Origin of the sequence: Streptomyces sp. DH10, from assembly GCF_029813805.1 — a bacterium.
Lineage (GTDB): Bacteria > Actinomycetota > Actinomycetes > Streptomycetales > Streptomycetaceae > Streptomyces > Streptomyces coeruleofuscus.
Window position 1 is genome coordinate 1 of record NZ_JARVKU010000045.1, and the last position, 23,835, is coordinate 23,835.

25 protein-coding genes and 3 pseudogenes are annotated in these 23,835 nt (G+C 67.9%); 17 read left to right on the top strand and 11 right to left on the bottom strand.

Annotated features, from left to right (window positions below; genetic code table 11):
• Positions 1–27: 27 nt before the first annotated feature.
• From QC385_RS43060 to QC385_RS43070, 3 genes are all read right to left on the bottom strand, one after another.
• Entirely contained in the window at positions 28–660 is a 633-nt protein-coding gene (locus tag QC385_RS43060; RefSeq protein WP_279546872.1) for a DUF305 domain-containing protein, read from the bottom strand.
• 118 nt (positions 661–778) lie between these two features.
• Positions 779–1,168 (bottom strand): DUF6153 family protein, encoded by a 390-nt coding sequence (locus QC385_RS43065; RefSeq protein WP_279546873.1) that lies wholly within the window; start codon positions 1,166–1,168, stop codon positions 779–781.
• A 187-nt stretch (positions 1,169–1,355) separates the two neighbouring features.
• Complete coding sequence (locus tag QC385_RS43070; protein WP_279546874.1) at positions 1,356–1,970, bottom strand: TetR/AcrR family transcriptional regulator; 615 nt, start codon at positions 1,968–1,970, stop codon at positions 1,356–1,358.
• A gap of 104 nt (positions 1,971–2,074) precedes the next feature.
• Here QC385_RS43070 and QC385_RS43075 point away from each other — a divergent pair, with 104 nt between their 5' ends.
• The 4 genes and pseudogenes from QC385_RS43075 (at position 2,075) to QC385_RS43090 (ending at position 5,538) form a co-directional block, all read left to right on the top strand.
• Positions 2,075–3,472, top strand: a complete 1,398-nt coding sequence (locus QC385_RS43075; protein WP_279546875.1) for an MFS transporter — start codon at positions 2,075–2,077, stop codon at positions 3,470–3,472.
• Positions 3,473–3,633: 161 nt separating this feature from the next.
• Positions 3,634–4,161 (top strand): aspartate carbamoyltransferase, encoded by a 528-nt coding sequence (locus QC385_RS43080; RefSeq protein ID WP_279546876.1) that lies wholly within the window; start codon positions 3,634–3,636, stop codon positions 4,159–4,161.
• A 54-nt stretch (positions 4,162–4,215) separates the two neighbouring features.
• Positions 4,216–4,632: pseudogene (locus tag QC385_RS43085) on the top strand (GNAT family N-acetyltransferase); the annotation flags it as partial.
• Positions 4,633–4,671: 39 nt separating this feature from the next.
• Positions 4,672–5,538: a class I SAM-dependent methyltransferase gene (locus QC385_RS43090; RefSeq protein WP_279546903.1), complete on the top strand. Its 867-nt coding sequence runs from the start codon at positions 4,672–4,674 to the stop codon at positions 5,536–5,538.
• 95 nt (positions 5,539–5,633) lie between these two features.
• Here the strand turns inward: QC385_RS43090 and QC385_RS43095 are convergent, their stop codons facing one another.
• A complete protein-coding gene (locus tag QC385_RS43095) occupies positions 5,634–6,002 on the bottom strand; it encodes a hypothetical protein (RefSeq protein WP_279546877.1) in 369 nt (122 codons plus the stop codon).
• Between the two features lie 332 nt (positions 6,003–6,334).
• Between QC385_RS43095 and QC385_RS43100 the strand changes: the two genes are divergently transcribed.
• From QC385_RS43100 to QC385_RS43115, 4 genes are all read left to right on the top strand, one after another.
• Positions 6,335–7,219 (top strand): LysR family transcriptional regulator, encoded by an 885-nt coding sequence (locus QC385_RS43100; protein WP_279546878.1) that lies wholly within the window; start codon positions 6,335–6,337, stop codon positions 7,217–7,219.
• Positions 7,220–7,292: 73 nt separating this feature from the next.
• Complete coding sequence (locus QC385_RS43105; protein ID WP_279546879.1) at positions 7,293–8,351, top strand: tartrate dehydrogenase; 1,059 nt, start codon at positions 7,293–7,295, stop codon at positions 8,349–8,351.
• A 112-nt stretch (positions 8,352–8,463) separates the two neighbouring features.
• Positions 8,464–9,600, top strand: a complete 1,137-nt coding sequence (gene solA, locus QC385_RS43110) for an N-methyl-L-tryptophan oxidase (protein ID WP_279546880.1) — start codon at positions 8,464–8,466, stop codon at positions 9,598–9,600.
• A gap of 115 nt (positions 9,601–9,715) precedes the next feature.
• The gene (locus tag QC385_RS43115; protein WP_279546881.1) at positions 9,716–10,396 is read left to right on the top strand and encodes a haloacid dehalogenase type II; all 681 of its coding nucleotides are present in this window, start codon (positions 9,716–9,718) and stop codon (positions 10,394–10,396) included.
• A 982-nt stretch (positions 10,397–11,378) separates the two neighbouring features.
• Here the strand turns inward: QC385_RS43115 and QC385_RS43125 are convergent.
• The 3 genes and pseudogenes from QC385_RS43125 to QC385_RS43135 all read right to left on the bottom strand — a co-directional run.
• A pseudogene (locus tag QC385_RS43125) lies at positions 11,379–11,708 on the bottom strand (IS6 family transposase); the annotation flags it as partial.
• Positions 11,709–11,878: 170 nt separating this feature from the next.
• Positions 11,879–12,289, bottom strand: a complete 411-nt coding sequence (locus tag QC385_RS43130) for a DUF3995 domain-containing protein (RefSeq protein WP_279546882.1) — start codon at positions 12,287–12,289, stop codon at positions 11,879–11,881.
• Positions 12,290–12,339: 50 nt separating this feature from the next.
• Positions 12,340–12,786: a DUF6463 family protein gene (locus QC385_RS43135; protein WP_279546883.1), complete on the bottom strand. Its 447-nt coding sequence runs from the start codon at positions 12,784–12,786 to the stop codon at positions 12,340–12,342.
• A gap of 98 nt (positions 12,787–12,884) precedes the next feature.
• Here QC385_RS43135 and QC385_RS43140 point away from each other — a divergent pair, with 98 nt between their 5' ends.
• Complete coding sequence (locus QC385_RS43140) at positions 12,885–13,451, top strand: TetR/AcrR family transcriptional regulator (protein ID WP_279546884.1); 567 nt, start codon at positions 12,885–12,887, stop codon at positions 13,449–13,451.
• A gap of 31 nt (positions 13,452–13,482) precedes the next feature.
• Here the strand turns inward: QC385_RS43140 and QC385_RS43145 are convergent.
• A pseudogene (locus QC385_RS43145) lies at positions 13,483–14,601 on the bottom strand (IS630 family transposase).
• Positions 14,602–14,748: 147 nt separating this feature from the next.
• Between QC385_RS43145 and QC385_RS43150 the strand changes: the two are divergent.
• Positions 14,749–15,300, top strand: coding sequence for a hypothetical protein (locus QC385_RS43150; protein ID WP_443033121.1), 552 nt, complete (start codon positions 14,749–14,751; stop codon positions 15,298–15,300).
• A 34-nt stretch (positions 15,301–15,334) separates the two neighbouring features.
• Here the strand turns inward: QC385_RS43150 and QC385_RS43155 are convergent, their stop codons facing one another.
• Positions 15,335–15,853: a helix-turn-helix transcriptional regulator gene (locus tag QC385_RS43155; RefSeq protein ID WP_279546885.1), complete on the bottom strand. Its 519-nt coding sequence runs from the start codon at positions 15,851–15,853 to the stop codon at positions 15,335–15,337.
• Between the two features lie 119 nt (positions 15,854–15,972).
• Between QC385_RS43155 and QC385_RS43160 the strand changes: the two genes are divergently transcribed.
• The 3 genes from QC385_RS43160 (at position 15,973) to QC385_RS43170 (ending at position 18,997) form a co-directional block, all read left to right on the top strand.
• Positions 15,973–16,464, top strand: coding sequence for a YbaK/EbsC family protein (locus QC385_RS43160; protein ID WP_279546886.1), 492 nt, complete (start codon positions 15,973–15,975; stop codon positions 16,462–16,464).
• On the top strand, positions 16,461–17,240 hold the full coding sequence (locus QC385_RS43165; protein WP_279546887.1) for an SDR family NAD(P)-dependent oxidoreductase: 780 nt from the start codon (positions 16,461–16,463) through the stop codon (positions 17,238–17,240). Before QC385_RS43160 ends, QC385_RS43165 begins: the two co-directional genes overlap by 4 nt.
• A gap of 1,253 nt (positions 17,241–18,493) precedes the next feature.
• A complete protein-coding gene (locus QC385_RS43170; protein ID WP_279546888.1) occupies positions 18,494–18,997 on the top strand; it encodes a hypothetical protein in 504 nt (167 codons plus the stop codon).
• 61 nt (positions 18,998–19,058) lie between these two features.
• Here the strand turns inward: QC385_RS43170 and QC385_RS43175 are convergent, their stop codons facing one another.
• Positions 19,059–19,691, bottom strand: coding sequence for a hypothetical protein (locus tag QC385_RS43175; protein ID WP_279546889.1), 633 nt, complete (start codon positions 19,689–19,691; stop codon positions 19,059–19,061).
• Between the two features lie 603 nt (positions 19,692–20,294).
• On the opposite strand from QC385_RS43175, the gene QC385_RS43180 reads away from it, so the two are divergent.
• The 4 genes from QC385_RS43180 to QC385_RS43195 all read left to right on the top strand — a co-directional run bounded on the left by QC385_RS43180 (position 20,295) and on the right by QC385_RS43195 (position 22,108).
• Complete coding sequence (locus QC385_RS43180) at positions 20,295–20,639, top strand: relaxase domain-containing protein (RefSeq protein ID WP_279546890.1); 345 nt, start codon at positions 20,295–20,297, stop codon at positions 20,637–20,639.
• Between the two features lie 68 nt (positions 20,640–20,707).
• Positions 20,708–21,355, top strand: a complete 648-nt coding sequence (locus tag QC385_RS43185) for a hypothetical protein (protein WP_279546891.1) — start codon at positions 20,708–20,710, stop codon at positions 21,353–21,355.
• A gap of 7 nt (positions 21,356–21,362) precedes the next feature.
• Complete coding sequence (locus tag QC385_RS43190; RefSeq protein ID WP_279546892.1) at positions 21,363–21,671, top strand: hypothetical protein; 309 nt, start codon at positions 21,363–21,365, stop codon at positions 21,669–21,671.
• Positions 21,668–22,108: a hypothetical protein gene (locus tag QC385_RS43195; RefSeq protein ID WP_279546893.1), complete on the top strand. Its 441-nt coding sequence runs from the start codon at positions 21,668–21,670 to the stop codon at positions 22,106–22,108. Before QC385_RS43190 ends, QC385_RS43195 begins: the two co-directional genes overlap by 4 nt.
• 200 nt (positions 22,109–22,308) lie before the next feature.
• Here QC385_RS43195 and QC385_RS43200 read toward each other — a convergent pair whose 3' ends face one another.
• Positions 22,309–23,559: a hypothetical protein gene (locus tag QC385_RS43200; protein WP_279546894.1), complete on the bottom strand. Its 1,251-nt coding sequence runs from the start codon at positions 23,557–23,559 to the stop codon at positions 22,309–22,311.
• Positions 23,560–23,835: the final 276 nt, after the last annotated feature.

Below are 23,835 nucleotides of genomic sequence, written 5' to 3' on the forward strand. Positions count from 1 at the left end.
CCCCCCACACCCCCACTGTCGGAGTGGTCAGCTCTTGCCGAGGAGGTCGTTCATCTGGGTGATCTCGGCGGTCTGCGAGGTGATGATGGCGTCGGCCATCTTCTTGGCGTCCGGGAAGGCGCCTTCGGTCTTCTCTGTCTTGGCCATCGACACCGCGCCTTCGTGATGCTTGATCATCATTTCCATGAAGGCGGTGTCGAACGCCGTGCCGGACGCCTTCTCCAGCTCGTTCATCTCCTCGGCTGTCATCATCCCGCCCGCGCCGTGAGCGGTGTGGTCCATGGCGCCCTCGGCGGGCACCTGCTCGCCCCAGGAGGTCAGCCACCCGGACAGGGTCTTGATCTCCGGGTCCTGGGCCTTCTTGATCTGTTCGGCGAGCTTCTTCACCTCAGCGGACTTGGCACGGGACGGGGCGAGGTCGGCCATCTCCACGGCCTGGCGGTGGTGGGGGATCATCCCCTGGGCGAAGGTGACGTCGGCGGCATTGTGCTTCTCCTGTGCCGTGGGCGTCGAGGCGGCAGCGGAGGGGGAGGTGCCCGTGTGGCTGACGTGCCCGGCCGCGCTGTCGCCGCTGCCGCCGCATGCGGCCAGGACGAGAGCGGCCGTGCCGGCGGCGGCCACGGCGGCGCTGCGGCGGATCAGGGAAGTCTTGCGGATCATGGTGGTGCAACTCCTTCACACGCGCCCGTCTCGGGCGCGCGGGATCAGGGGGATGAGAGCAGGCGAAAGCACGGCACCCGGCCCGGACAGGGCATGCGGGGGTGCCGTGCGGGCCGCTCTATATCCGCAGGAGTTGCAGCTCGGAAAGGTCAGGCGGCGCCCGGCCCTGCACGACCGACGCCGGCGCGGTGATCGAAACACCGGCAGAGGCCAGGGCGTCGGACAGGGCGCCGGCCAGCGCAGGCGGCGCGTATGCGGAGCCGATACCGGCCGCCGCGCACGTACCGTCCGCGTGCGCGAGGTGCCCGGAGCCGCCGTCGGTGTGCGAGCACGCCGCGCTCGCCTGCTCCGTGGCAGAAGCATGGGCCATGGTCATGGCGTGTTCGGGTGCCGGCGCTCCGCTGGGAGCCAGTGCGTGCATGCCCAGGATCCCGGACAGCACCGTGAGCACCAGCAGCGCGAACAGCGGCCCAGCGGGGCGGCGGCTCGATCGGGTGCTGCTGGTCATGCCCGCCATCGTACGGATCCACACGCACCAGCGTGACGTTGAGGGACCCGCGCGATGCCTGGCCTGCTCGGTGGGCACGGACTCATCACGCGAGGCATCCCATGCTGAGCAGGCCCAGTTGCCCGTACCGCCCTGCCTCGACCTGCGGCCCCATCCGTGGCGGGCTCCTCGTCGTGGGCTGTTGGTGCTACGCCCCGCCGCCGGTCTCGGGGACCGGTGTGCCCGGGGGCGTGAAGGCGGCGAGCACCGTGGCGATGATGTGGTCGGCGGCATGGTCGGGAGTGAGATGGCCGGCGCGGATCTCCTCTGCCGCGCTGTGCATGACCGTGTGCAGGACATTGACCATCCACGCGATCGGCAGGTCGGTACGGAAGGCGCCCTCGGCGCGGCCGCGGGCGACCAGCGTCTCGACCCGGGCGGCGGGCCCGGCATGCAGTTCGCGGATGCGTCCAGCGGAAAGTTCCCGTTGCGCGGCGGCGAGCAGTGCCCGTGCCTGGTCCACCAGGCGCCAGCCGGCCTCGATGTACCGGGCCAGGGCGAGCAGCGGGTCACCGGTCAGGTCGACCGTGTCCAGTACCTCGTTGCCCCGGTCGATGGCACGGCTCATCGCCGCGTCGACGACCTCCGCCCGGGAGTTGAAGTGCGCATACAGCGTCACCCGGCCCACGCCCGCGGCCCGCGCGATCTCGCTCAGGCTCGCCTCCGGGTTGCGTCCGAGGCATTCGGCGGCGGCCTGCACGATCGCCTCGATGCTGCGCAGAGCGTCGGCACGCTTGGCGGCCGTGGAGTTCTTGCTGCCCATGCGCCCACAGTACCCCAGCAAGTCGTACAACCCTGTTTGGTTTATACCCCCAGGGCGTATAACGTGAACAGCCTTGTACGACTTAGCGATGAGGTGTGAGCGTCATGAGCGACACGGAAACCACCACCACACGCGCACCGGATGCACCGCATCCGCTGCGCTGGACGGCCCTGGGACTACTGGGACTGGCCCAGCTGATGCTGATCCTCGACATCACCGTGGTCGCGATCGCCCTGCCCGACATGGGCGTGGAACTGGACCTGGACCGCGCGGCACTGACCTGGGTGGTCAGCGGATACGCCCTCACGTTCGGCAGCCTGATGCTGCTCGGCGGCCGGGCCGCAGACCTGTTCGGTCCCAAGCGGGTCGTCCTGGCCGGGCTCGCCGTGTTCACCGCCGCGTCCCTGGCCGCCGGACTCGCCACCGGCGCCCCATTGCTGCTCGCCGCGCGGATCGCCCAAGGGGTGGGCGCCGCGATGCTCTCGCCCGCCGCACTGTCCGTGGTGGTGCGGCTGTTCGACGGCGACGAACGCAACCGCGCGCTGGGTATCTGGTCGGCGCTCGGCGGAGGGGGTGCCGCGCTCGGTGTACTGCTGGGCGGGCTGATCACGGCAGGTCCGGGCTGGGCCTGGGTCTTTTTCGTCAACGTCCCCGTCGGCCTGGTCGTCCTCGTCTCACTCGCCCAGATCCTTCCCAGCCTGCCCCGCGCGGCCAGCGGTTCCCTCGACGTACCTGGCGCCGTCCTGGTCGCCGTCGCGACCGGCGCCCTCATCTACGCCCTGATCCGTGCCGGTGACCACGGCTGGCTCGACATCGTCACCGTGGCCCTGGTCGCCGCCTCGGCAGCCGCCTACGCGGCGTTCGCCCTCTGGCAACGCCGTGCGACGGCACCGCTGATGGACCTGCGCCTGCTCGGTCGGCGCCCGGTGGTGGCGGGCACCTTTGTCATCGCCGTCACCACGGCGCTGATGGTGGGGGCCTTCTTCCTCGGCTCCTTCTACCTCCAGAACCACCAGGGCCACGGGGCTCTGATGACCGGCGTGCTGTTCCTGCCGGTGGCGCTGCTGACCATGGCCGCCGCCGCAGCCGCCGGCCGCGTGATCGGCCGTCTGGGAGCACGGCTGCTGGCTGTGCTCGCCCTGGCTGTCGCGGCCGCCGGGTTCCTCGTTCCGGTGCTGTGGTCCGGAACCACGGCGATGGTCACCGGCGTGAGCGTCGCCGCGGCAGGACTGGGCGCCCTGTTCGTCGTCGCCGCCGCCACCGCCCTCGCCAGCGTCGCCCCCTGTGAGGCCGGTGTGACGTCGGGCATCGTCAGCACCTTCCACGAGTTCGGCGCCTCAGCCGGCGCCGCGGCCGTCTCCAGCGCCGCCGCCAGCAGCATCGCCGCCCACACCGGTGCCCGGAGCGCCTCCGGCTTCGACGACGCGTTCCTCGTCGCCACGGGCATGGCGGCGGTATCCGCCGTCATCGTCCTGTGGCTGATCCCCGCCAAGCAGCAGTAAGCCCAATTTCTACGGCCAGTTGGGGCGGGCCGGGCTAGCACTTCCACAGCCGCGGCGCGGCCGAAGACTCGTCCCAGGCGCCCTGCCGGCCACGGCACCGGGGCGATCCCATTCACCACGGAGCGGGCGTACCGCCCTCGAAGTGCTCACGGAGGCACTGGATGAAGTACAGCAAGCGCCGGCTGCTGACGGTCGGCATCACCGCGGCGAGTGTCGGCGCGGCGCTGGGCGCAGTTCTCCTGATCGGCGGCCCTCAGCAGGACGGCGACAACGGGCAAACCGGCAGGCAGGAGGCGGTCGCCGAACGCGGCCGGACTGTGATGCCCTTCGATCTCGAAGCAACCACCCACCGCTTCACCCCGGCCGAGACGGGCGGGGTCCAGGACGTCGTCGCCGACCAGCCCGACGACGCCAAGCAGGCCAGTCTCATACGCACCCACCTCCAAGAGGAGGCCAAGGCGTTCGGTCGGGGCGACTTCGGCGACCCTGCCCAGATCCATGGCGATGGCATGCCGGGCCTGGCGGAACTTGAAGACGGCTACGAGCGCATTGAGGTGCGCTACCGGGAGCGTCCCGACGGGGCCAGCCTCACCTACACCACCGCAGAGCCCGCCCTGGTCGATGCTTTGCACGACTGGTTCGAAGCGCAGCTCAGCGACCACGGCGACCACGCCGAAACCGGCCACTGACCAGCGAGCCGAGCGCCGGAGCAAGCCGTCACCGCGCACATCGCACGATCGGAAGTGGACAGCTTGAACGACCCGTACGAGTTGAGCGTGGGGGTGCCCTCCGTCGAGGTGTTCCGCCGCCTGCGCACCGATGCCGGCCTCTCGGACAAGGCCCCCGAAGCGGTGGCGCTCGCCCTGCCTAACACATGGCACGGGGTAGTCCTTCAGCACGAGGGGGAGCCCGTCGGCATGGGGCGGATCATCGGTGACGGCGGTACCGCGTTCCAGATCGTCGACATGTGCGTACACCCCGCCCACCAAGGACGCGGACTGGGCAAGCGCATCATGGCCGCACTCACCGCCGAGCTGGAGCGCCGGGCACCCGCCACCGCCTACATCTCCCTGATCGCGGACGGCCCCGCCCGCTTCCTCTACGAGAAGTTCGGCTTGGCCGACACCGCCACGCACGACTCGACCGGCATGTGCCGCGTCAAGGACCAATTATCCGTCGTTCCCCACAGGAGGCCCCCCGTGCCGGACGTTGTCAACACCGAGCAGGCACAGGCATGGAACGGCCCAGAAGGCTCCTACTGGGCCCGCAACCAGGACCGCTGGAACGCTGTGAACGAGGGCTTCAACGAGCCACTGCTCGATGCCGCCGGGATCGCCGGGGACCACCGGGTTCTCGACCTTGGTTGTGGCTCCGGGCAGACCACGCGCCTTGCCGCGCTCAGAGCACCCCGAGGGCACGCGCTTGGCCTCGATCTGTCCGGCCCGATGCTGGCCGAGGCGCGGGCTTACGCGGAGAGGGAGGGCATCACGAACGCCTCCTTCGTGCGAGGCGACACCCAGGTGTACCCCTTCGAGGAGGGCTCGTTCGACGCGGCGGTCAGCCGCTACGGGGTGATGTTCTTCGCCGACCCCGTAGCGGCCTTCGGGAACGCCTGTCGGGCACTGCGGCCCGGCGGGCACCTGGCGTTCGTCTGCCCGGCCGATGCCACGCTCAACGGCTGGGTCGCGGCGATAGCGTCGCTGCGCGAGTTCCTACCCGTCGGCGACTTCGGACGGCCGGGGCAGCCCGGCATGTTCTCCCTAGCTGCCCCGGACCGCATCCGCGAAGTGCTCGCCGCGGCCGGATTCACCGGCATCAGCATCAACCAGGCGCAGGCGTACGGGACGTGGGGACACGGAGCCGAGGACGCGGCGGCGTTCCTGCTTGGCACCGGCCCCGGCCGGCACCTGATGGAGCAGGCCGACGCGGCCACGCGATCCCGCGCCCGCCGCACCCTGACGGACCACCTGCGCGCCCAGGAGGTGGCGGACGGCACAGTCCGGCTGCTCAGCACATCGTGGCTGGTCACGGCGGACCGCCCGACCGACCCATCGGACAGGCTTTAGTCAGCCTTCTAGGGTTGGAGCACTGCCAGCACAAGACCCCGGGATCACGACGGCCCGGGGTCTCTGAGTGCAAGTGTGTCCGGCTAATGCCGCGGCTACTGGGCGGCCCAGGGCTCCGATTCGACGCCGGAGCCGTTGTAGCGCCGCCAGCCCATCCGCGGCACGGTGGACATCAGGACGGTCCGCACGCTGCTCATCCCGGTGTCCCAGTCGATCTCCTGGCCCTTGCAATCCTTCTCCGGCCAGAGCTCTTCTGGGATCACAGGCCGCGCTTCACCGCTGGTGTCTACGATCCACGCGATGACGGGTATGGGCCATACGGCCTGAGGAGCGTCTTTCTCCTGCGCCAGGCACCACTCCTGCACCCACCCCTGGCCTGGCACGACACCAGCCTGTTGGCTGCAGCTTTGGAGCCCGACGAAGCCCTCGATGGAGCCTGCGTCCCGCAGCCGTTTGTTGTGCACGACTTGGGGCTCACCTGAAGCGGCGGGGTGTGCGGGCGTCACTGCGGCGGTAGGTCAGCTGCAGTCGGCGGTCAGTGAAGACGGCGTGCCAGCGCTGTCGGTGACGGCGCATGCGAGAAGCCCGCAGTGCCTGTTCGAACCTCGGGCCGGGAGACGGCTGTGACCGAGTGCCGCAAGTCAGCCATTGAGAGACTCAGGTGACTGTGACCGCGCTGTGTGAGGATTACGGCCAGTGCGTCCGTGGTCCGTACTTCGTCGAGGCGATCCTTCACGCCACCATGGTCGGAACCGATCGAGTCGTCGGTTGATTTCTTCCAGAGCAGAGGGCGCGTGTGGACATTCGGCAGCTGGAGTACTTCCTTGCGATTGTTGATCGTGGGGGGTTCAACCGTGCGGCGTCGGCTCTGTACGTGTCGCAGCCGTCACTGTCACAGGCCGTGCGGGCGCTGGAGCGTGATCTCGGCTCCGAGCTGTTCCACCGCATCGGGCGCAGGGCCGTGCTGACGGAGGCGGGAAGGGCCCTGATCGAGCCTGCCCGGGAGGCCGTGCGGAGTCTGGAGACGGCGCGGGCGAGCGTCGCGGCGGTGCATGAGCTGCGTGAGGGGCGCCTGGATGTGGCGGCGATGCCGTCGCAGGCGGTGGAACCGCTGACGAGCATGGTCAGTGCCTTCAGCCATCGCTATCCCGGTGTTTCCGTGGCGATCAAGGCGGCGTTCACGTCGCGTGATGTGATCGACATGGTGCGCACGGGTGCGGTGGAGTTGGGGCTCTTGGCGTCCGCCGGTCCGGTCTCCGACAAGGAGGTCGTCTCCCATGCTCTGGGGCGGCAGCGCTTTGTGCTGGTGGTGCCGGCCGACGGCCCGTTCGCCGACCGGAGGGCGGTGCAGTGCCGGGAGCTTGCGGGACAGCGGCTGATCGTCGGGCAGTCGGGTACCGGGATGCGTGCCTACGTCGACGCGTTGCGGGAGCAGGGCATCGAGTTCGCCATCGCCGTCGAGACCGAGCACCGGGTGTCGCTCATGCCGCTGGTGCTGGCCGGGGTGGGGCTGGCGGTGGTCACGGATTCCTGGCGGGACCTCGCAGAGCGACTGGGCGCCCGTGTCCTGGACATCGAGCCGGAGAACACCTTGAACATCGCCCTCGTCGCCCGCCGCGGCAGCCTGTCACCCGCAGGTGCAGCGTTCGTCACGGCCGCGACCTCGGCCACCGACAGGTGATAGGCACCGCTTATAAGGCAGATCCGCTTTGCGTCTTGGACTCCCCACCGACCACCCTGCTGCAATCGACGCCATGACGACGAACCACCGGATCGCCCTGATCCCCGGAGACGGCATCGGCGCCGAGGTACTGCCTCCGGCGCAGCAGGTGCTCGATGTTCTCGGCGGCCGCCACGGCTTCCGCCTGTCTTACACGCCGTACGACTGGTCGTGCGAGCGGTACCTGCGGGAGGGCGCCATGATGCCCGCCGACGGGATCGACCAGCTGCGCGACAAGGACGCAATCCTGCTGGGCGCGGTGGGATACCCAGGGGTGCCCGACCACGTCTCGCTATGGGGACTGCTGATCCCGATCCGGCGCAGCTTCCGCCAGTACGTCAACCTCCGGCCCATCCGGGTCTTCGAAGGCATCGACAGTCCGGTGCGCGGGGCGCGGCCGGGCGAGGTCGACTTCGTCGTCGTGCGCGAGAACATGGAAGGCGAGTACAGCGAGGTCGGCGGCCGGCTCAACCGCGGCTTCCCGGACGAGATCGCCGTGCAGGAGTCCGTGTTCACCCGGGCTGGCGTCACACGCCTGCTGGACTACGCCTTCACGCTCGCCTCCCAGCGCGGCGGCCGCCTGACCTCCGCGACCAAGTCGAACGGCATCATCCACACCATGCCGTTCTGGGATCAGCTCGTCGCCGAGCGGGCCGCCTCGTTCCCGCAGGTCGTCTGGGACCAGGAGCACATCGACGCGCTCGCGGCCAAGTTCGTCCTCGAGCCGGCCCGCTTCGACGTCGTCGTCGCCTCGAACCTCTTCGGGGACATCCTCAGCGACCTCGCGGCCGCGGTCGCCGGATCCATCGGCGTCGCCCCGGCTGCCAACCTCAACCCCGCGCGGGAGTTCCCCTCGATGTTCGAGCCGGTGCACGGCTCCGCACCCGACATCGCGGGCCAGGGCATCGCCAACCCGCTGGGCGCGATCTGGTCCGCGGCCATGATGCTCGACCACCTCGGCCATCCCGCCGCGGCCAGGAACATCACGGACGCGATCGCGTCGGTCCTGGCCAAGACCGATATCCGCACTCGTGACCTGGGTGGAACCGCGACCACCGCCGAGTTCACCGACAAGCTGATCGATCTCCTCTGAGCCGTCTCTCCCTGCCTCAAGGTAAAGCAAAGCGTGGGTTGACCTGCAGGAATTCCAAGGCCGACATAGAACGCCATCCAACGGGACCCAACTGGAAGAAAAGGAGCGACTCATGAGCATCCCGAAGCGCGTCGCCGTGATCGGTGCCGGCAGTATGGGCAGCCAGGTCATGTGGCGACTGGCCGCCCGTGAAGCCGAGGTCATCGGCTACGACCGGTACGCACCGGGTCACGACCGCGGCGCGGCCGGGGGCGAGAGCCGCATCTACCGAGCCGCCCACCTCGGCGAGCCCGGGTACGTTCCGCTGCTGCGGCTCGCGGACCGAATGTGGGAGCAGCTCCAGGCGGAGACGGGCCGGTCGCTGCGACGCCGCAGCGGCAGCCTGGTGATGGGAGAGACCGCCTCTCCGTCCATGAGCCTCCTCCTTTCCACCAGTGCCGCCCAGGGGCTGGATCACGAGGTACTGAGCCGGGAGGAACTCGCCCGCCGCTACCCGCAGCACCGGCTCCCGGACGGACACACCGCCGTCCTCGACCGGTTGGGCGCCGTCATCAGACCCGAGGCGTCCATCCAGGCCGCCGCCACCCGAGCCGAGCAGCTGGGTGCCCGGCTGCACCGCTACACCCCGGTGCGCGAGGTCGTCCCCGCGGCGGGCGGCGGGGTGCGGATCGCCACCGACCGCGGCACGGACCACGTGGACGCCGCCGTGGTGACCGTGGGCCCCTGGATCAACACCCTGCTCCCGGACCTCCCGCGGACCGTCGACGTCCGCCGGGTGATCTGCTCCTGGCACCTGCCCACCCGCCACGACTGGTTCGCGGGCGGTGCCCCTTCCTTCGTGCGGGCCACACCCCACGACTGCTTCGGAATCCCGTCGCCCGACGGCATCTCCGTCAAGCTCGGTCTCTCCTTCAAATACCATGCGCCGGTGCCCGAGCCCGAACGGCTCGACCGTAGGGTCCGCCCCGATGAACTCGACGTCTTCCGCGAGCTCATCGGTGAACTCATGCCCGACCTGAACCCCGACCCCATCAGGATGTCGGCCTACATGGAGGGCTACACCAAGTCCGGTAACCCGCTCGTCGGTCATCTCCCCGGCGAGGACGACATCATCGTCATGGCCGGGTTCTCCGGCAGCGGCTTCAAGTTCTCGCCCGCGATGGGAGAGATCGCCGCCGACCTGGCGCTCGACGGCACAACGCAGCATCCCGTCGACTTCCTCGCTCCGGCAGGAGTCGGCGCCGCCTGATCCCCGGCGATGGTCGACGTCAGCACCCCCATCCCGACATTCCTGTCATGACCATGCTCAAAAAGGCCGCGCAGGCCCTGCCCCGTCCCCCGAAGCAAGAAAGTGGAGCACTTCCATGCCTATTCCCTCGTTCCAGTTCCGCCCGAAGTACGTCTCGTTCGACTGCTACGGCACGTTGATCGAGTGGCCGATGACCCCCATCACGCGTGAGCTCGTCGGCGACCAGGTCCCCGCCGGGCAGTGGGACCAGTTCGTCCGGGAGTTCCGCGGCTACCGCTACGACCAGGTGCGCGGCGAGTACTACCCCTACGAGCAGGTGCTGCATGACTCCTTCGAGCGGGTCTGCCGCAAGTGGGGTGTGAAGGCCGCCCCGGACGCGGGCAAGCGGTTCGCCGACGGCGTCCGCAGCTGGGGCCCGCACGCGGATGTGCCGGAGCCGCTGAAGAAGATGGGCGAGCACCACAAGCTGGTGATCCTGTCCAACGCCGGCGACGCCTTCCTGGAGGAGAGTGTGCCCCGGCTCGGGGCGGACTTCCACGCGGTCTTCACCGCGGAGCAGGCCGGCTACTACAAGCCCCGGTACGCGGCGTTCGAGTACATGCTCGACCAGCTCGACGCGTCCCCCGAGGACTTCGTGCACGTCTCCTCGCACACCCGCTACGACCTGATGCCGATGCACGACATGGGCTTCCGCAACCTCGTCCTCCTCGACCGCGGCTGCGACCCGGTCACCCACGGCTACGACTACGTGACCGTCAAGTCCCTGAACGAGCTCAACCAGATGCTGGGCATCTGACGCGCACGCGGGACGGGTGGGCCAGTACGGCCAGGAGATCGTCATGGCCGTCGCTCAGGGCTTCGAAGCGCAGCGGGAGCCGGTCGGCAAGCGCATCACCGCTGGCATCGCCCTCCTCGACGACCCCGCCGACGCCTTCGCTGGACGCCGACCCCTGTAGGACGACGCGGGGCTGCCTGCGATCTCTCGGTTTGGTGACAGTGGTGTGAGAGGCAGTGGGCTCCGTCGTGTTGAAGCTGATCGGTGCCTGTTTTCAGGCGGGGAGTCACTGCCATGGGTGTGAGAGACCGCCGCGGAACCACTGTCATGGGCCGGTATCTGTGCAGGTGGTGCACTGACACGAAACCGATGGATCGCAGCCGCAGCTGGACTGCGATGTGCCGGGTTGGTGTCAGTGGGTGGGTGTCAGTGACGGCAGGTCAGGACTACGGACGCCAGTCGGTCGGCCTCAGGCTGAGAGACAGAGGACGATCCTTCTGAACCGATGCCATGGGATCATCCCTCACGTAGGGGCTGTCGGCTGCTGCTCACTGCCGGATGCGTCTGGCTCGTTTTCAGGTGTGTCGGTGGCGTGATGCTTCTGAAGAGCCGCGGGGACGTCACCGATGAGGTTGATGGTGGTGACACGGGGGCGGGTACCGACGCCGTTGAGAGCGATCACCGATGTGATTCCCCAGACGATGGCAGCCAGGCCTGCGGCTGTCGGACGCGCGGTGGCGGGCGCGGCCGCCCACGTCATCCATACTGTCGCGGCTCCCCACAGGGCCCACGTCAGGCGCGCTGCGAAACTGCGGGTTGCGGCGGACAGCAGGGCGATGGCGATGCCGCCCGTCAGCCACAGTGCATGAGCGGTCTGCGCGCTGAGGGGCAGGCCGTCGGGGTGGGTGTTGAGGAAGTAGGTGACGGGCTGGTCGATGGTGGACCATACGCCGCCAGCATGTTCTGTCAGAGGACTGAAGAACCTTTCGAGGGCCGTGCGGGTCTTCTTGAGGAGCCTGCGGAAGAAGCGCCTGGCCACGGCCTTGTTCCGGCGGCTCTGTACGAGGATGTCCAGTACCGTCCCGTCCTGGTCGACGGCCCGCCACAGGTACTGCAACCGCCCGTTGATCTTGATGAAGACCTCGTCCAGGTGCCACTTGTCACCGGGCCGTGGCTGCCTGCGGCGCAGCGCGTTGGCGTAGGTCTGCCCGAACTTGCCGCACCAGCGGTGGATCGTCTCGTAGGAGACGACGATCCCGCGTTCGAGCATGAGCTCTTCGACTTCGCGGAAGCTGAGCGGGAAGCGGTGATACAGCCATACGCAGTGGGAGATGACCTCGACCGGGTACCGATGACCCTTGTACGACGGCGGCGTACTCCCCCACGAACCACCCCTCCAGCATTCCCTCCAGCATCACCAACCCAAAGATCATCCCAAGCCAACAGCCAACGTGACAGCGTCGGCCCGCCAGGCAACTGACGGGCCATCATGCAAGATCGAGACTAACGCCTGCTCGCGGCTACCGCGACGATGCCGCTCAGAGCGGCGAGTGCCATACACAAGGGCGAGTACAGGACGGTGTTCCACCGCTGGAACTCGCTGGCGGCTCCGGGGTTCATGAAGTATCCGCCCAGTCCGCGGGCGAGCAGAACCACAGTCAGACCGTACATGCCCGCCAGCCGCAGCCGGTCCGGGCCGACCGCCGGTATGGACTCATTGACCATGAGGGTGAGTACAGCGCCACCGATCAGTGCCAGACCTACCAGAACGGTGCTCGGTTTTGGCGGCATCTCGCCATCGTCGCTGCCACCGATCGTCTTGGTGAACGTCATTGCATCCTTCATCGGCCAGGGGGAGAACGCCCAGATGAAGTGCAACAAGCCGATTGCCGTGAGGGCAATCGTCAACACCATGGGGACCACGGTGCGGACCATATCCAGTGCCTCTGACTCAGTGGCCTCTTTCAATGGTCCTCGACGTCCCTTGCGTCGGGGCCATGCGCGGCCAGTACGAGCAGCACCCCGACCAGCAGCAAGACCCATGCCGGCGAGGCGGGAAGCAGGGCAGCCAGAACCACACCCCAGGCGGTCATGGCCCAGCCGAACGGGGCGGGCACCCGCTCGCCTCGCCTCGCCGTGCTGAGCACGAAGGCGCCGAGCAGAAGCACCGGCACGCCGAAGCTGCCCGGCGCGACCCAGAAGGCCTCGGAGTAAGCCAGGTTCTCCGGGGTGACGTCCAGTGAGATGGTCTGCCACGGCCCCTGGTCAAAGATGTCCGACCAGACGTCCCGATTGTCCAGCGGCGAGACGACGATGTGAACAGCGCCGAAGGCCACGGCGGTCCAGCCGGCCGCGCGCGTGAGGTTCGGCTTGTTCAGACGGGATGTGCGCGTGGCACGTGTGAGTGGCATGACTGCCCCCTTATCTATACGGCACCGTATAGATGGAAGCCTAGCACCCTTCTATACGATGTCGTATAGAAGGGTGATCGAACGGAACGGAGCAGATCATGGCGGTGGCTCGCACCCCGCGTCACAAGTGGATCGACGAAGGACTGCGTGCGCTCGCCACAGGCGGCCCGGATGCCGTCCAGATCGAGGCGCTGGCGAAGGCTCTCGGCGTGTCCAAGGGTGGCTTCTACGGATACTTCGCCGACCGGAGCGCCCTGCTCGAGGAGATGCTCGACCGCTGGGAACGCGAGGTCACCGACGAAGTAGAAGGACGCGTCGAGAAGGAAGGCGGCGACGCGAAAGCCCGGCTGCGTCACCTGTTCGCGATCGCCGACACCGGCGCCGGGCTGGACACAGACGTCACGACCGACCTGGCGATTCGCGACTGGGCCCGGCGCGATCCGGCCGTCGCCGAGCGCCTTCGGCGCGTCGACAACCGGCACATGGACTACCTGCGTTCGCTGTTCCGCACCTTCTGTGCCGACGACGACGAGGTCGAGGCGCGCTGCCTGATCACCTTCTCGCTGTACATCGCCGACCAGTTCATGTTCGCCGACCACGGCGATCGCAGCCGTGCCAATGTCCAGGAACTGACCACGAGGTGGTTGCTCGACTCTCCGAGCTAGTGCTGTGACCGCATAGGTTCGCCGGGTTGGATCAGGCTGCGGTTGTGAGAGGGCGTCCGCCCCATCGGATGCCTTTCTCGCTGCGGATGCGGGCGCGTTCCTTGCGTTCGGTGGCCAGGACGTCTCGGTGGCGGGCGTGGCGTTGCGCCAACGGAGGTAGGCGTGCAGGGCGCGGGTCTGAACGGTGTGGTTGGGGTGGTGGGAGTTGGCGATGGTGAACTGGCTCAGCGGTCCGAAGTGCGCCTCGATCGGGTTCGCCCAGGAGGCGTAGGTCGGGGTGAAGGACAGCTCGACCCTGTGTTTCTTCGCCCAGCGGCGGATATCGGCGCCCTTGTGGGCGGACAGGTTGTCCAGGATGACGTAGACCGGTGCGCCGTCGGGCCGGGCGGCACGGATCGGCTTCAATGCGGCCAGCGTGTTCCCGGCACCTTTCTTGCGCCGGTTGACGCCCCACAGGCGGTCGTCGCCCACGGAGTAGCAGCCGTGGAAATACCTGACGCCGTGGGTGCGGTGGTAGGTGGCCGGCAGCCGGTCGGGCCGGGTCTGTTCGGCCCAGCAGTTGCTGCCGGTGGGCCGGATCCCGAGCGGGCCGAACTCGTCGAAGGCGAACATCCGGTCCCGGGAAGCGGTCCAGAACGTACTCGATACGGTCCAGCTTCGTCTCGCGGTCGGGGTCCGGGGACTCCTTCCAGGTCTTGGTGCGCTGGAAGGTGACACCACGGCGGGCGAGCAGGCACCGTAACGCCTCGCGGCCGATGCGGATCACCCGGCCGTGCACTTTGCGCAGGTAGGCGACGAGCTTGCGCAGCGACCAGCGGGTGAAGGGCTGGCCGAGCTTGGTCGGGCGGGTGGTGGCCGTCTGGATGACGAAGTCCTCGTCATAGCTTGAGTTGGCGGGGACGGCCTCCCGCCCATTGAGGGTCCAGGCAGGCCAGGCCGATCTCGTTGAACTTGTGGATGACATCGCGGACGGTGTCCTCGTCGGCCGCCACGAGTTGGGCGATCACCGGCATCCGGTTCCCGCCGGCCGAGGCCAGCAGCATCATCGCCCGCCGGTACCTCACCGAACTCGTGCTGCCCCGGCGCACGATCTGCTGCAGCTTTTGCCCTCCTGGTCGGTCAGTCTGCGCACACGGACGGGCTCGGCCACCGCGCCTCCAGCGGTCGGATCGGATGTCACCGCACATCCAACCGCCACGACCGCCGACCCGGCGAACCTATGCGGTCACAGCACTAGCCGCCTACCGCGAGCTGTTCACGATGGGCTCCTACCGTCCCGATTTCACGCCCTGGCCCTGTGCCCCCAAGCTCCGGCCTCACCCGGATCTCACGCACCGTCAGCGGCGACGCCGACGAACTGGGCATCGCCGCACACGGTCCGGACCATCACCCCGTTGACCAGGTCGCCAGCCTGCTGAGCCCGCTGGAGCCAGAAGCGGGCCCGCACCGCCGACTGCGCCACCACCCCGACCCGCCTGCTGCCCGGCTGATCAGGGGCAGTACGCGCGGGCCGGTGTTCGTCACCCACCGCAAGCCCGGCCCCGGAAAGGTTGTCAGCCCGCGTGACGTCTGCCCGGGTACCGGCCTCGTCCCGCAGTCGTGCAGGCAGGACCGTGCCCCGCTCGATGCATACACGACTGTCGGCGGGGTGCCGGGCACGGGCCGGGATCTGCGCGAATACCGCCACGCCGCCCTCACCCGCCTCGGCGAGGCCAGGACCAGCCTGCCGATGCTCATGGCGAAGTCAAGGCACAAGAAGTCGGATAACACACGGCACTACTTCCATCCCTCGGCAGACGCGGTCGCCGAGGTCACCAGTCTCCTCGCGCCCGGCGACAGCAGACGCTGACCGCTGTCGGCCCGGTGAGGGAACCGATGAGGCATCACTGGGGGTAGCGCACGATCAGCAGAGCCTCGACGTCTCCGGACGTGGCTTGGTACAAGTGCGGAACGTCGGCGGCCCAACTGCCATGCATGCCGGGACGGATTAGGGCCGGAGCGGAGAGTCCGCCGACGCGTGCAGTGCCGGCAAGGACGATGATGTGCTCTGTCGTGCCGGGGGTGTGGGCGGCGGACTCCTGCGTCGTTCCGGCGCGGATGCGCACCCGGTAGGTTTCAGTGACCGCAGCAGCAGTCTCGAACCGCTCGGTGAGGACGGCGTCCACGGCATGACCGGAGACGTTGGCGGGAAACGCGAGGTTGTGCAGCGCTGTGCTCAGGGGCACTTTGAGGGCCGTCGTCAGAGCATAGAGCGTTTCCAGAGTGGGATTACGCCGGCCGCTCTCCAACTCGGAGAGCGTCCCCTTGCCGATCTTGGACCTGCGGGCAAGCTCGGACAGGGACATCCCCTGCGCTTCGCGCAAATCCCGCAGGCGCAAACCGACCAGGGCGGCCAAGTCCATGGTGTCCCTCCTCGTCGCCAAGGCCAGTTGATCCGATACCGCGAGAGACCTATCGTTCCACATACGGAACGTTCTGTATATGGAACACGTGATGATGCGACCTCGCATGAAGGAGTCTCATGGGGCCTCAGGAAAACGCGTCTCTGCCCGTTCGCAGCATGCAGGTGGCCCGCGTCCTGGCCGCGGCCGGCGTCGAGGGTCAGGTACGCGAGCTGGCGGAGTCAACGCGCACGGCCGCCGAGGCTGCCTCGGCCCTGGGGTGCGACGTGGGTGCGATTGCCAACAGCCTTGTGTTCATCTCCGATGATGAACCCGTTCTGGTTCTGACCAGCGGTCAGCACAAGGTGAACACCATCGCACTCGCCGCCCGGTGGGGGCGTGGCAAGCTCCGGCGCGCCACCCCCGAGCAGGTACGTCAGGCCACCGGACAAGCGATCGGAGGCGTGGCCCCCGTCGGCCATGACCACGTACTTCCTGCCGTGGTCGATGCAGCCCTGACCGACTACGCCCAGGTCTGGGCCGCAGCCGGGACTCCCCGAACGGTCTTCCCCACCAGCGCCAGCGAACTCGTCCGGCTCACAGGTGGACTCCTGCTCCCCGTCGGCCCATGACGAAGGGGTCCGTCGGCCCGGGGACGGATCTGTCCGGGCAGGTGGCACTGGTCACTGGGGGCTCGGCCGGGCTCGGCCGAGCCATCGCGCTTGGCCTGGCGTCCGCCGGATGCACGACAGTGGTGGCCAGCCGACGGCCAGAGGTGTGCCGTCAGGCGGCGGCCGAGATCGCTGCCCAGACGGGCGGTGCTGCCCTGGGGCTCGCCTGCGACGTAACCGAGGAGGACGAAGTTCACCACCTCGTCGAGGAGATCGTCACCGAGTACGGCCGTGTGGACGTGCTGGTGACCAGTGCCGGGATCCAGGCCCGGGGCGAGCTCGGGGCGCTCGACGCTGTCACGTTGCGTCGCTGCCTGGATGTCAATGTCGTCGGAACCTTCCTCGCTTGCCAGGCGGTCGTGCCAGTGATGCGGAGGGCCGGGTACGGCCGCATCGTCACCTTGGCCAGTGCTCTCGGGCTCGTCGGTGCCGCAGGTCGGGCAGGTTACGCGGCCAGTAAAGGCGCGGTCGTCCAACTCACCCGCAGCCTCGGTGCCGAACTCGCCGCCACCGGCATCTGTGTCAACGCGCTGGCCCCTGGCCCCTTTCGCACGCCACTAAACGACGGCATCGATGACGACCCGCAAGTACGGGACTTCCTCGATCACCAGGTCCCCATGGGGCGCTGGGCCGATCCCGAAGAACTGGTCGGTGCGGCGGTCCTGCTGGCCAGCCCAGCGGCTTCTTACCTCACGGGCGCCGTACTTCCGGTCGACGGAGGCTGGACCGCCCACTGACGGCGACGGTGCCTCGGGGCCGGCACAGGCCCGAGGCGAGGACGATTCGATCTGCCACAGGCATGCCTGTGGCAGGTCACACACCCCGCCCGGCTCCGAAACTAGGAGTGCAGCGATCCTCCACCCCTGGCGCCTCACTGCCCCCTACTCCGACGGCGAACAGCGCCAGCGCGGGGATGCAGGTGCCCTCGGTCACTCGCCCTCGGAGGCATGCGGAGCGCGCAGGGGGCGCAGTCCGCCAAGTATGTCGGGAAGCCGGAAGGAGTCGGTACTCGCAGCGACGCGGCAAGCGCAGTAGTCCAACTCATGGTCCGTGAACGTATAGTCAGCCTCCTGATCCGCACCAGACCGCCTCACCGCCCAACCTCCACGTGACGTCAGTCACATGCGGGTCCGGAAAAGGAACACAATGACTCACGCCAACGCGACACGGCGTCGAGGCTCAGCCCTCCTGTAAAGCGACACGACCTGCGTGGGACACGGCGAGTGCCGCGACACGCGAGTGACAGGTGAGCTGACACTTGCCAGTGATATCCAGCTCCAGGAACTCGGGCACGGCCGGTCGGACAGCGGGCGCCTCAGGGGCGATCGTCATGGTGCGTCTCCTCGTCGTTGGGGGACTTCCTTGCTGACTCCGGCGCGGGGCGATGACTTGCCGTGGGGGATCACGAGTCGGTTCAACTCCCCGCGCCGGGCGTTCTTCCTGCCCGATGTCCGCAGAGCCGGAGTCATGCGGCCATCGGGCAGGGGTCTATGCGGCCAACTCCGCTCGCATCAACTCGTCCAAGGCGAGGACGCGGAAGGAACTGAGTCGCCGGATGAGCTGCGATGCGAGCAGAGTCGCCAGGTTCGGGTGGCCGAAGGGTAGAGGGTTGTCCGGCTGTGCAACGACGTGCACTTCGTTGCTCGCGTTGAGGCCGTAGATCGTGCCGTGAACCCCGTACAGGGGGGCGCTCCGGGCCCGGAAGCCCGACACGATCGAGCTGGTCGTTGAGAACGAGCAGCGCGCCAGAAGGCTGCTGACATGGCTGCTTCCTTCCTACGAACCAGGCGGCGAAGTCCACGGCATGCCGGGACTACGGATCCGGCAGCGCACGCGCAGGGGCGTCGAGCTGCACATCACGGGCCGACGCACCTCCGCCTGGCTAACCGGGCCGGACCCGAAGATCTGGAAACGAACGGAGACAGAGAGCCTCGAGCACGCTGCGGACCTCGGGTCGAAGACCCTGTGGCGCGGGCCAGAGAAGTGGTCAGTGGAAGAGCTGTCGTTCGAGCAGCAGTGGAATACAGGCGAGTGGACAAGACAGTTCCGATCCGGCGCCTGGAGTGCAAGCGGACTCCTACGGCGCATCGGCCTCTTCCACACACTCACAGCCGCCGACGCTGTCACCGGCTACAAGGGGCTGGGCATCAACGGCTACGACGGCAGCGGGCCGGTGCGATGGTGCCTGGACATCATCCACCGCTCCGGTGTCTGCTATCAGAAGCAGGAGCTGGTCAGTGCGGTGACGGATCCGGAATTCGGGCTGCCTGTCGCCCGAGCGGGACATCTGGATGCGATCTACCCACCAGAGACCATGGAGAACTGGATCCGTCTCGACGATGAGGCCCGTACGGGCCTCATCGAACTCCGCTTCACCACCTGCAACTATGAGCAGCTACAGGTGAACTCCTGCGATCCGAAGTACCAGGCGATCGCCGAAGCAGTCGAGCGGCGGGTCAGCACTGCAACTAAGCGCCGCCACAACTCCCACTGACACTCCGCCACCTGGTAGGTCAAGGTCGTACGGCGCTCCCCCAGAGGGCAGCGCCGTACGGTCAGCCGTCCTCGCCCCGGAGCGCCAGGACCGCGTCGCCCAGCCGGACATCCCAGCCACGACGCACCTGCACCGCATCGGCCCCCGCAATGCCCGCCTGCGGATCGGTCAGTGCCCGGGCGACGTCACCGCGAAAAGGGAAGCTGCCCCATGTCAGTTCCCACCAGCCCCCATGCCCCCAAAGACGCCGACCTGGGCCACCTCCCCACTCGCTCGTACGATCCAACGGGTCCATGAACCAGTTGCCCAGCGCCCAGTTCCTCCCCGGATCGCGCAGCCCGATCCGTGACATCAGGCCTGACAAGAGAACCGATGCGTCGTCAGTCATCGGCGGAACATCCGCAAGGGCCTCTTGTTCCGCGGCGGTCAGTTCCTGCTGCACGTTCCACACTCGGTCTCCATCGAAGTCGCCGCCGAAAGAAGAGATCGGTGGGCGATCAGTGACCGTCATCCGTGCACCAATGACTACATGCCGCAGCAGGAACGAGTCCGCCGTTGTTTCCTCCAGACGCAGGCCGGGCAGGCCCATCGGCCTGCCCCGGGGAACCAAGTACTGAAGCACATTGGATGGGGTCGGTGTGATCACCACCAAGTTGTCGGCCCTGGGGGAGAGGACCAGGTCGTAGTGGGTCACGGAGGCCATAGCCCACGTTCCCGGCCATTGCTGCAGGCGCCCTCCGTTGAAGATCCCGAGGGCGAGCAACGCCCGGAGCCGCAGTTGGCCTGGGTCAGGCGTGTCGAAGCCCAAGTGGCCACAGCCGCGGGGAATGCCACGCGCAGCCGCCTGCGTGTGCTCACCGGAGTAGGAGCAACGCGTCGTGCACGCGGAACGACGACGAGAGTGAGGCATGCCAAAGTCCTTGAAGCTGCCCGGCCAGCAGACAGAGACACAGATCAGTGATCACTCAAGACAGGAGCGACGCGGGCGCCCCACACCCTCATCTGCAGATCAGTGACAGCCGGGAATCACAGACATGCGCGCCGGGTCGTCGCCAACCGGCAGGAACGTCACCATACCCGTCATCCGAGCGATCAACTGAGCACCGGCGCGCTGTGTCGCCGACCCCCTGACAACACGGCAGCACACCACCCTGGTCACGGAGCAGGTCGTACGCGGCGAGGGACCACGCGCTTTGAGGGTGGAGTCGTCCGCTGTCAGTTGTTGGGGTGTGTGATGCGTGGATGACTGGTCGCCGCGCAGCATTTGCATGGGCCTGGGGAGCGGCAGACTGCCACCGTGCTCGGGCAGCTGATCGAGGAGATCGAAGCGCGCAAGCAGACTCCGCTGCTCGCGCTCGACTTCACCTTCCGGCCGCAGGCGTCCCTGATCGTGTTGTGGGCGCTGGGAGACGCCAAGACGCGCCGGGTCATCGAGCGGGCGCACGAGCGGGCCATCACCAAGGCGCTGCGCTGGCTGGAGGATGAGGTCGCGGAGACCCGGTGGTCCTCGGGACGCGGACGTGCGGAAGACGCCGGCCTTGGTCGTCGCGGCGTTCCGGCATCTCGACAACCGGGACGGCTTCCCGCTCCTGTTCTTGGGGCGTTTCAGATCTGTCTCATTACCCATCCCTCGGGACAGTGAAGATCAGCTCTGCGGACGGCCGGCGCCTGGTACATCTCGTATCTCATCCCTTCTGAGCGGAGTGGCGGGTGCAGCTGTTCTCGGTTGATCGAGCGGTGGTGGAGCGGTACCTGCAGAGCGACGTCCTGTCTGGCGCCGAGGTGGCTGAGCTTCTGGAGCATCGGGGTATCTCGGATGGCACTCCGATCTACCTGGACGATGAGACGTTGCTGCCGGTCGAGCCCCTGAACTCGTGGGCCAGGTCGTTGTCGTACGTCGACTTGGACGCCTCGACGATGCGCGACTACGGCCGGATCATTGCCCGGTTGGACAGGCATCAGAGTGGCCGCGGGGCGGATCTGCTGAGTGCCACCGAGTCCGACCTGGTGGCCTACAAGAGGTTTCGCACCAGGCACCAGCGGCGGCCGATCGAGGCTGCGGCCTGGGGCAAGGAGTCGGGTCTGATCGACCGGTTCTACGGCTTCCTGGTGGACAACAGGCACCTGGATCGACGTCCCGTTCGTGTGGCCGCTCGCGGCAGGAACGCGCTCAGCCCGCGGCTGCGGCTGGGGATGGACATCCGGCACATGACGTTCGAGCAGTACCGATACTTCCGCGACGTGGGCCTGGGCGGACAGCTTCCAGACGCTCAGGTCAACCGTTCCTTCCGCGGGTCGGCGCCGCACCGCGGCCGTGCTGGTGCCGACCTGGCTCTGGGCGGAAGACCTCCTTCGTAAGACACGCGTGACCATCCGCTTCGGCACCTTGAACAACTGCCTCTACGACGACACCAACCCCTCCGGCGCCGTCTGCCTCGAGCACGCCGTCGTTCCCCCAGGCCACACGGGCCCTCTCCACGACCGATGCCGACCCGACCGATGCGGCAACAGCATGATCGGCATCGAGCACATCCCCATCCACGACTCACACCGGCGAACGCAGCTGAAGCTGCTGCAGACCCCGGGCCTCCCCGCCTGCCGCAAGCAACTGATCACCCGCGAACTCGAACGCGTCGAAGCGATCCTGGACAAAGCCGGCGAGGCTCGCACATGACCGCCGGGGACGAAACGAGAGGACGGGTCAGCACCAAGAGCGGCGCGGCCCTCCGCGCCGCCATGACCAGACTCCTCGCCGGACGACCGGAGAGAACTGATGGGCGCCTGACCAAGGAGAACCTCTGGCGAGAAGCCCAGGTCAGCCGAGCCACCATGAACAGAGCCCAGGACGTCCTCGCCGAGTGGGACGCCCACATTGCCCAACACGGGAAGACAACCCCGCGCGAAGCACAACGCGACACAACCATCGCTGACCCGCGCAAGAAACTGACCGCAAAGACCCAGCAATGCACCCACTTGGAGAAGCAGCTTCAAGCGGCAGCCGTCGCCATCGCAGCCCTCCACCACGACAACGAAGCCCTCCGCGACGAACTCAGCGAACGGGCCACGACCGTCGTCGTTGGAATCGGCTCCCAGCGCAGGAGGCCGAGATGATGATGAGGATCTTTGAAATTGGTCAGGACTGCTCGATGCCTCACGTGTACCGCTTCTCAACTGAGTGAGGAACGGAACGAGCGCCCCACAGGTGGCCAGCAGGAGTCGCCCGCTTGTTCAGCGTGCGTGTCGCGCCGAGCAGCCGTGCCGCCTTTACGTTCCTGAGCGCTCCTTCGCTCGCTGCGTGGTGCTGCGGTGCTTCAGGCGGTGTGGTGCGCTCCGACGAAGGACTGCAGGGCTTCCTGCGTGTGGGGAAGGCCGAGGTCCCGCAGCCGGTCTGCGGACGAGCGGATGAGCCAGGCGTGCCGGTGGCCGGCGAGATCGCCCAACAGTTGCTGCTGCGCCGCTGTCAGGTCGGTGTAGCGGGGCGCGGGGCGTGGCTGTGGAGTGGGGAAAAGCTCCTTGAACGCTCTGCGGGTGCGGGACCCGGAGTAGTCCCAGACGATGCGGGGCAGGCACGCGTCGAGCGCCTCGCGCACGGCGGCCGGGTCCGAGCCGGGCGGCAGGGCGTGCAGGGCGCGCTCGATGTGGCCGAAAAGGTCGCCCTCGCAGTAGTCGGTTACGCGATCGAACGGGCTGCGGGCAGCTGCGGTGAGTTCCGTGACAGCCCGGCTGAGCAGGCCGGGGCCGACAGGGGTTCCGTCGAGGCCGGCGAGGCGGATGAAGGCGGTGGCAGCGGCCCACCGCATCAGCGGATCTGTGGCATCCAGATACGGGGTGATGTCCTCGGCCGTGGAGGAAGGTCCGACGAGGCCTGCGGCAAGCAGTGCGGTGGCTGCGGTGACCGGGTCCTTCTCGTGTGCGGCAAGGGCGAGGAGGCGGGGCAGGGAGGTGGTGGAAAATTCGGGAAACCAGGCTAGAAGGTAGGCGATCCGGGTCCGCAGTCGTGCATCATCGTCGTCGAGCAGGGCGAGAAGGCCGGGGAGTTCGGCCAGGACGGCGTCGTACGACTGGAGTGCCGACCACCGGGAATCGGGCGAGTTGCCGGCGGCCACCCAGTCCCGTATTTCCTGCAGCTGTGCGCGCTGGTCGGCATCCGTCGCGGCGGCCAGCTGCTCCTCGTACCACGGCAGGAGCTCCTCCGGTCCGCCCTCCGCCGCGGCCGCACGCCATCCGGCCACGTTGATGCCGGTGGTCACGTCGTACTCGTCGTGCCAGTCCACGGCCAGGCGGGTGAGCAGCCACATCGTGTCCTCGCGGGCGGCCGCAGGGCCTGCGAGGGCGATCCTCGCGAGGAACGGCACGGCGACCGGAGAGGCCGAATAGCGGCTGCCCTGATGAAAAATGCTGCTGAACAGGCTGCTGAACGCTTGCTTGCGCGCCTCGTCGTCGCTCCCGCACAGGGTGCGTATATGCCCTGGAACGTCATGAGCCGACTCGTAGGCGTGGGACAGGCTGGCCCAGTCCACATCGTCCAGCCCCGCCAGCAGCTTCTCGTACTCGTTGATCATTGAAGAATGATCGCAGGAGGCACTGACACAGCCTCCGCGGCACAGCAACAGCTGATTCCGCCCGAGCGGCACCAGTCCACAACTTGCCGCAGGTGGGGAATCGCGGCGAGCAGGTCGGAGGAACCTCCACGCAGCCGGTGGGGAAAATCATGGAGCCTCATCAATGACCCACTGTCCTGCCGAAGCCGGCGCACGGTTCAGCATCTTGGCGTTGTCTCACCGCCTCACAGGCTCACGCCGCCTGGCGGCGCGCCGCGCGATTCGCTTACCGGCGCG

Coding starts and splice junctions, on each gene's coding strand:
- QC385_RS43060 (WP_279546872.1), bottom strand. CDS start 660: ATGATCCGCAAGACTTCCCTGATCCGCCGCAGCGCCGCCGTGGCCGCC.
- QC385_RS43065 (WP_279546873.1), bottom strand. CDS start 1,168: ATGACCAGCAGCACCCGATCGAGCCGCCGCCCCGCTGGGCCGCTGTTC.
- QC385_RS43070 (WP_279546874.1), bottom strand. CDS start 1,970: ATGGGCAGCAAGAACTCCACGGCCGCCAAGCGTGCCGACGCTCTGCGC.
- QC385_RS43075 (WP_279546875.1), top strand. CDS start 2,075: ATGAGCGACACGGAAACCACCACCACACGCGCACCGGATGCACCGCAT.
- QC385_RS43080 (WP_279546876.1), top strand. CDS start 3,634: ATGAAGTACAGCAAGCGCCGGCTGCTGACGGTCGGCATCACCGCGGCG.
- QC385_RS43105 (WP_279546879.1), top strand. CDS start 7,293: ATGACGACGAACCACCGGATCGCCCTGATCCCCGGAGACGGCATCGGC.
- solA (WP_279546880.1), top strand. CDS start 8,464: ATGAGCATCCCGAAGCGCGTCGCCGTGATCGGTGCCGGCAGTATGGGC.
- QC385_RS43115 (WP_279546881.1), top strand. CDS start 9,716: ATGCCTATTCCCTCGTTCCAGTTCCGCCCGAAGTACGTCTCGTTCGAC.
- QC385_RS43130 (WP_279546882.1), bottom strand. CDS start 12,289: ATGGTGTTGACGATTGCCCTCACGGCAATCGGCTTGTTGCACTTCATC.
- QC385_RS43135 (WP_279546883.1), bottom strand. CDS start 12,786: ATGCCACTCACACGTGCCACGCGCACATCCCGTCTGAACAAGCCGAAC.
- QC385_RS43140 (WP_279546884.1), top strand. CDS start 12,885: ATGGCGGTGGCTCGCACCCCGCGTCACAAGTGGATCGACGAAGGACTG.
- QC385_RS43155 (WP_279546885.1), bottom strand. CDS start 15,853: ATGGACTTGGCCGCCCTGGTCGGTTTGCGCCTGCGGGATTTGCGCGAA.
- QC385_RS43160 (WP_279546886.1), top strand. CDS start 15,973: ATGGGGCCTCAGGAAAACGCGTCTCTGCCCGTTCGCAGCATGCAGGTG.
- QC385_RS43165 (WP_279546887.1), top strand. CDS start 16,461: ATGACGAAGGGGTCCGTCGGCCCGGGGACGGATCTGTCCGGGCAGGTG.
- QC385_RS43195 (WP_279546893.1), top strand. CDS start 21,668: ATGACCGCCGGGGACGAAACGAGAGGACGGGTCAGCACCAAGAGCGGC.
- QC385_RS43200 (WP_279546894.1), bottom strand. CDS start 23,559: ATGATCAACGAGTACGAGAAGCTGCTGGCGGGGCTGGACGATGTGGAC.